6 protein-coding genes and 1 pseudogene are annotated in these 6,406 nt (G+C 41.4%); 5 read left to right on the top strand and 2 right to left on the bottom strand.

Annotated features, from left to right (window positions below):
• Positions 1–61: 61 nt before the first annotated feature.
• The 4 genes and pseudogenes from O9323_RS15355 to O9323_RS15340 all read left to right on the top strand — a co-directional run.
• A pseudogene (locus O9323_RS15355) lies at positions 62–1,294 on the top strand (tetratricopeptide repeat protein); the annotation flags it as partial.
• 526 nt (positions 1,295–1,820) lie between these two features.
• Positions 1,821–2,042, top strand: a complete 222-nt coding sequence (locus tag O9323_RS15350) for a hypothetical protein (RefSeq protein ID WP_106908986.1) — start codon at positions 1,821–1,823, stop codon at positions 2,040–2,042.
• Entirely contained in the window at positions 2,039–2,452 is a 414-nt protein-coding gene (locus O9323_RS15345; RefSeq protein WP_287659051.1) for a type II toxin-antitoxin system VapC family toxin, read from the top strand. The genes O9323_RS15350 and O9323_RS15345 overlap by 4 nt, the downstream gene beginning before the upstream one ends.
• The gene (locus tag O9323_RS15340; RefSeq protein ID WP_071821085.1) at positions 2,431–2,607 is read left to right on the top strand and encodes a tetratricopeptide repeat protein; all 177 of its coding nucleotides are present in this window, start codon (positions 2,431–2,433) and stop codon (positions 2,605–2,607) included. Before O9323_RS15345 ends, O9323_RS15340 begins: the two co-directional genes overlap by 22 nt.
• Positions 2,608–2,784: 177 nt before the next feature.
• Here the strand turns inward: O9323_RS15340 and O9323_RS15335 are convergent, their stop codons facing one another.
• Complete coding sequence (locus tag O9323_RS15335) at positions 2,785–3,828, bottom strand: N-acetyltransferase DgcN family protein (protein WP_288125383.1); 1,044 nt, start codon at positions 3,826–3,828, stop codon at positions 2,785–2,787.
• A complete protein-coding gene (locus O9323_RS15330; RefSeq protein ID WP_288125382.1) occupies positions 3,821–4,873 on the bottom strand; it encodes a dipeptide epimerase in 1,053 nt (350 codons plus the stop codon). Before O9323_RS15330 ends, O9323_RS15335 begins: the two co-directional genes overlap by 8 nt.
• Before the next feature lie 357 nt (positions 4,874–5,230).
• On the opposite strand from O9323_RS15330, the gene O9323_RS15325 reads away from it, so the two are divergent.
• Positions 5,231–6,394 carry an LptF/LptG family permease gene (locus O9323_RS15325; RefSeq protein WP_288125381.1) on the top strand — a complete coding sequence of 388 codons (1,164 nt, stop codon included), beginning with the start codon at positions 5,231–5,233 and terminating at the stop codon, positions 6,392–6,394.
• Positions 6,395–6,406 lie beyond the last annotated feature (12 nt).

Here is a 6,406-nt window from a genome sequence, read left to right as displayed (position 1 = left end):
AAAACAACCACAAATCAAAAATACCCAAGCCAGTAACAAACAACCACAACCACAATAAAAACAACAATTATATTTGATAAAACGACTCTTAGGAGACAATCATCCCGATGTCGCACAATCCCTCAGCAATATAGCAGTATTGTACGATTCCCAAGGCAGTTACCCAGAAGCGGAACCTCTCTATCTAGAAGCATTAGATTTGTGAAAACGACTCTTAGGAGACAATCATCCCGATGTGGCAAGTTCCCTCAACAATTTAGCATACTTGTACTACTCCCAAGGCAGATACCCAGAAGCAGAACCTCTCTATCTAGAAGCATTAGATTTGAGAAAACGACTCTTAGGAGACAATCATCCCGATGTGGCAAATTCCCTCAACAATTTAGCAGCATTGTACGATTCCCAAGGCAGATACCCAGAAGCGGAACCTCTCTATCTAGAAGCATTAGATTTGAGAAAACAACTCTTAGGAGACAATCATCCCGATGTGGCAAGTTCCCTCAACAATTTAGCATACTTGTACAAATCCCAAGGCAGATACCCAGAAGCAGAACCTCTCTATCTAGAAGCATTAGATTTGAGAAAACGACTCTTAGGAGACAATCATCCCGATGTGGCAAGTTCCCTCAACAATTTAGCAGCATTGTACGATTCCCAAGGCAGATACCCAGAAGCAGAACCTCTCTATCTAGAAGCATTAGATTTGTATAAACGACTCTTAGGAGACAATCATCCCGATGTGGCAAGTTCCCTCAACAATTTAGCAGAATTGTACCGTTCCCAAGGCAGATACCCAGAAGCAGAACCTCTCTATCTAGAAGCATTAGATTTGTATAAACGACTCTTAGGAGACAATCATCCCCTTGTGGCAAATTCCCTCAACAATTTAGCAGGATTGTACAAATCCCAAGGCAGATACCCAGAAGCGGAACCTCTCTATCTAGAAGCATTAGATTTGAGAAAACGACTCTTAGGAGACAATCATCCCCTTGTGGCAAATTCCCTCAACAATTTAGCAGGATTGTACTATTCCCAAGGCAGATACCCAGAAGCAGAACCTCTCTATCTAGAAGCATTAGATTTGAAAAAACGACTCTTAGGAGACAATCATCCCCTTGTGGCAACTTCCCTCAGCAATTTAGCAGTATTGTACCGTTCCCAAGGCAAATACACAGAAGCGGAACCTCTTTATTCTAAAGCATTACAAATTTGTGAGCAATCATTAGGAATAGCGCATCCAACAACAATGACGGTTCGAGGAAATTATGCTATCTGTCTTCGTCGTGGGGGATAGCATCTTAGCTGTGATTGGTGTGTGGGATGGACTATGACTAGGGAGCTAGTTAAGAGTGGATTATAGATGAAGATTGATTGAATGAACCAATCATAGTTAAGAGCGTTGGAAAAGAGGGTCTGTAGGCGCACGGATTTTCCGTTATGAATATAGTATCATGTCAAGTCGCCCTTGTCAAGAGAAAATTTTTTCAAATCAGGATTTAGTAAAACCTAGTAACCCACCACCTATCATCGACTGTGGTTGGTGTGATGGACTGTGATTAGGGACCTAGTTAAGAGTGGATTAGAGATGAAGATTGATTGAATGAACCAATCATAGTTAAGACCATGGGAAAATAGCGTCTGCATACGCACGGATTTTCCATTATGAATATAATGTCATGTCAAGTCGCCTTTGTCAAGAGAAAATTTGACAACATCCAGATTTAGTCGTAACGCATCACCTATCATTGACTATGATTGAATTAATCACTGATAACTGCTCACTGATAACTGATAACTGATAACTGATAACTGATAAAGCTATGACACTCAAAGAACAACTTATTAAAGAAATTGAAACAACTCCCATTTCTCTGCTGCCGGAAATCCTGCATTTTGTCCAATCTATAAAAACAAAACATCCAGACGTTGACTTTATGGAATTTGCTGGTATGGCAGCAGATATAGAAAATACTATGCAAGAGATTGTCGAAGAAGCAGAAGCTAATCGTCAACTCGATTTAAAACGGATAAATGACTTATGAAACAAGCATTACTTGATACCAATATCCTCTCTTATTTTTTACGAGGCAATCCCGCAGTAATTGAACAATTCCGCATCTATCGACAACACTATACTTATATATCGTTTTCAATCTTTACCTATTACGAGATTAAAAGTGGCTTATTGTATAAAGATGCACGAAATCAACAACAACAATTTGAACGTCTTGCAGAAGTCAGTGAAGTAATTGGTTATGATCGTGAAATTAGTGATATAGCTACTCAAATATACGTTAATCTTAGAATAAAAGGACAACTCATTACCCCGATTGATTTGTTTATTGCTGCGACTGCTATTTATTGCGATTATACTCTGATTACAGCTAACATTAAGCATTTTCAAAATATTCCCAATCTTAGTTATGAAAATTGGTATCTCTCAATAATTTAGGACTATTGTACCATTCCCAAGACAGCTACACAGAAGCGGAACCTCTCTATCTAGAAGCGATTAATATTTTCAGAGAAGGATTAGGGGAAAATCATCCCCATACTCAAACGATTATGGAGAATATAAAACTATGTCGTCCCAACTCTGGCAAGTAGAATCAAGATAGAGTTTAAATGCTTTGGAAAATAGGGTTCGTAGGCGCACGGATTTTCCATTATGAATATAATATCATGTCAAGTCGCCTTTGTCAAGAGAAAATTTAACAACATCCAGATTTAGTCGTAACGCATCACCTATCATTGACTATGATTGAATTAATCACTGATCACTGATCACTGCTCACTGATCACTGATAATAACCCTTGACCGCCAAAACGGACAACATCGGTACAAAATAACCCCGTTTCCTCCCGCACAGTTTCTATAGCTTTAACTGCCGCCTGCGGACTAAGATGAAAAGTATTTAAACTAATCCCCTTTACCTTCACCTCCCCGAAACTTCCCCCAGCACTGGCAGTCATTTCGCAGAGTTTAATCACTTCCGTTAGGGGAGGGATGGGAATATCGGGTAAATCTTTGATATGAATTTGTCCAGCGCGATGGACGAGAATTAACCCCGTTGGTTGACTGCCACGCATTAAAGGCAAGGTAGCAGTGGATCCGGGGTGTAAAAGGGAGCCTTGACCCTCAATAAACAGAATATCGTTATTTTCTGCTGATTCTAACACCAAAGCCTCGATCGCACCAGCAGCATAATCGACGCGCACCGCATCCAAGGGTACACCCTTCCCCGCGATCATAATTCCCCCCTGTCCAGTGGCTAAAAATTGCGATTTTAGCCCTTTTTCTTGGGCAACTCGGTGTAATTCGATGCTAGTGGACATTTTGCCCACACTCATATCCGTCCCTACCGTTAGAATACGCTGACAGGTTAAATTTTTCGCCCGCGCTTGCCCAATTTTTAAGTCTTGGGGTTCCAGACGGATATCCCAAATCCATTGATCCGGTTTAAGCTGAGAAAAAAGGGGTTTTAGGGGTGTATGGAGTCCATTAACGAGGGATAACCCTGTATTTACCCCCTCTTTGATTTCTTCTAGCCAATGGGGTGGTAAAATGCCCCCTGAGGGTGCGATGCCAATTAACAGGGTATCGGGATGATAGGTTAGAGCTTCCCTAACATTAGCAACAATCGGCAAGGGGCGATCGATTCCGGCCACTTCTTTTAAGGTACTGCCGGCGCTTTCTGCGTCAATAATCGCCACTACCTGCGCTTTTCCGTAACGCAGATAACTTAACCCAGTTTTGCCGCGAGTTCCTTTGATTCCTTCGTGGAGAAGAATCGCTACTTTCTTGTCAGGAGTCAAATAATTAGTCATCTTTTGTCCGTAAACTAACACCCAAACCGGGCAAATTATTTGGTTGTAAACGTCCCTTTTCCAAGCTTAAACCCGTAAAGGGATCATCGCGTAAATTTAAATGACTATCTAGGTCAAGATAGTTGACAAGCGGGCCAAGATGTGCTAGGGCAGTATTGGCTAAACTGCTATCAGAGTAACATCCGAACATAATTTGCAGTTGGCAAGCTTGGGCAATATGAATCATTCTCTGCACTTCTGCTAATCCACCGGCTTTCATTAGTTTAATATTAATGCCGTGGACTCGATCGGCCAGTTTCGGGATATCTTGACTAGAAAAACAGCTTTCATCGACGAAGATAGGTAGGGGCGATTTTTGGTATAAATCAATTAAATCTCGTTCTTGTCCCACGGATAGGGGTTGTTCCACATAAATAACGCCTTTTTCCTTTAACCATTGGCACATTTTCACCGCATCGCTAAATCTCCAACCACCATTAGCATCGACAGTTAGGGGCAAATGGGGGACAATTTCTTTAATAGCCAGAATTATAGCTCGATCGGCTTCTATCCCGTCCGGTGAGCCTAATTTGACCTTTAATAAGCTAAAATCGCCGATTTCTAGCCAATCTAACACCCTCTTCCCCACATTTTCTGGAGAATTTAAACCGATAGTAACAGAAACCGGCGGAATTAAAGAGCGATCGAGTCCAAAAATTTGCCAGAGAGGTAAATTAGCTTTTTTGCCTAACCAGTCGTGCAGTGCCGTATCAATAGCGGCACGAGTAGCCGAAGATATCTGATTTTGCCATAAAATTTTTTCAATTTCTTGGCGTTGACAGGGGTGAAAAGATTGTAAAATAGGAGCGATCGAGTTTAATTCTTGCAGGATTTTATCGGGTTTTTTCTCCTCGCTGGTAATATTAAAAGGGGATGCCTCTCCCCACCCTTCGATATTTTCCTCGCTAATTTGCAGCCATATATTAGTATTTTCGCTGGTAGTGCCGCGACTAATCGTTAAAGGTACTCGTTTATGAATAGTAAAAGTTTGCCAGTTTAGCAGCATAATTCACCTGGGGATGATCGGGGAATAGGAACAGAAAAATTATCCACACTTACCCAAATCCTTACTTCTGTCCACTCTCCCCGCAATCATACAACTTCCGGCGGTGTTTTTCGTCAAAGACAAAATATGATAGGCTGACCGAAGGGATAGGCAAGACGGCTGCGGGTTAGGAAATGGGGCTCTTCTAGGTTCTGTGTGATAAGTTTAACTTACATTATGATCGATCTTTGTGTCCTCTGTGTCGGTCGGGTTCCTTCCACTCCCTCGCCAGCAGGACTGTATCTTAGAATACATTTTACCTACCAAACCTAAGAGAGCCGGAAATGGGATGAAAGAGGAGTGAGTTAACCAAAATCAATGATTAAGAAAAAGATTTCTTACTGGGTAAATGGAGGTATTGCCCTCATTGATCGCTATCTGATCAGCCAACTACTACCCCCATTTTTATTTAGTGTTGGTTTATTTGCCTCTTTGGGAGTAGCGATCGGCAATCTTTCCGATTTAGCTAATCAGGTAGTTGATGCTAATCTACCCCTTGTCTCGGCCCTAGAAATTCTCCTGTTAAAAGTGCCAGAATTTGTTACTTATTCCCTGCCAGTTTCTCTTTTACTGGCCACTTTAATCACCTACGGACGTTTAAGTAGTGATAGCGAAACCGTTGCCCTGCAAAGCTGTGGAGTCACTCTTTACCGTCTTTTTATACCCACTTTTTGCCTGAGTTTAATAGTTACAGTGGTAACATTTTTATTGAACGAATATGTGGTTCCTAATGCTAATTATCGAGCCACAGAAATTTTAGTGCAGAAAATTAATAAAGAAGCAAGTTTTTGGAAAAATAAAGACTTTTATTATCCCGATTATGAAATAAAAACCCTAGAAAATGGTACGATTAATCGCAATTTAAGAAGTTTATTTTATGCCGAACAATTTGACGGCGAAAAAATGAAAACTGTCACCGTTATCCGTTGGCTAAAAGAAGAATTAAATCAAATTATTATCGCCGATTCGGCCCGTTGGAATGCCGTCGATAACGTCTGGGACTTTTTTAACGGCATTATCTATGAATTAACCCCCCCTAATGCCTCCTATAGCCAAGTTATCCCCTTTAAAACCGAAAAAATCGCTTTATCTCGCTCTGCTTTCGATTTTGCTCGTCAAAGCCGCGATCCCTACGAGATGAACATACCACAGGCGATCGAATATGTGCAACTGCTCAAACTCAGTGGCGATGAGAAAAGAGTCAGGTTTTTTCAAGTGCGAATCCAGCAAAAAATCGCCTTTCCCTTTGTCTGTATCGTCTTTGCTACCATCGGCTGTGCCTTGGGTTCTCTACCGCAAAGAATTAGTCGGGGAACCAGTTTCGGTCTCAGTGTCGCCATTGTTTTCCTCTATTATCTTTTAAACTTCCTTGTCGGCAGCTTGGGACTAACCGCCACCCTCTCCCCCTTCCTAGCTGCCTGGCTGCCTAACTTTTTCGGTTTTGGTTTAGGTCTCTGGTTATTATGGCGACTTAACGGTTAGACTTTTTTGAAA

Source organism: Microcystis sp. LE19-131.1A (genome assembly GCF_027532015.1).
Lineage (GTDB): Bacteria > Cyanobacteriota > Cyanobacteriia > Cyanobacteriales > Microcystaceae > Microcystis > Microcystis ichthyoblabe_A.
The sequence above is the reverse complement of the archived record's forward strand: the minus strand, read 5'-3'. Positions and strand labels throughout refer to the sequence as shown.

Coding starts and splice junctions, on each gene's coding strand:
- O9323_RS15350 (WP_106908986.1), top strand. CDS start 1,821: ATGACACTCAAAGAACAACTTATTAAAGAAATTGAAACAACTCCCATT.
- O9323_RS15345 (WP_287659051.1), top strand. CDS start 2,039: ATGAAACAAGCATTACTTGATACCAATATCCTCTCTTATTTTTTACGA.
- O9323_RS15335 (WP_288125383.1), bottom strand. CDS start 3,828: ATGACTAATTATTTGACTCCTGACAAGAAAGTAGCGATTCTTCTCCAC.
- O9323_RS15330 (WP_288125382.1), bottom strand. CDS start 4,873: ATGCTGCTAAACTGGCAAACTTTTACTATTCATAAACGAGTACCTTTA.
- O9323_RS15325 (WP_288125381.1), top strand. CDS start 5,231: ATGATTAAGAAAAAGATTTCTTACTGGGTAAATGGAGGTATTGCCCTC.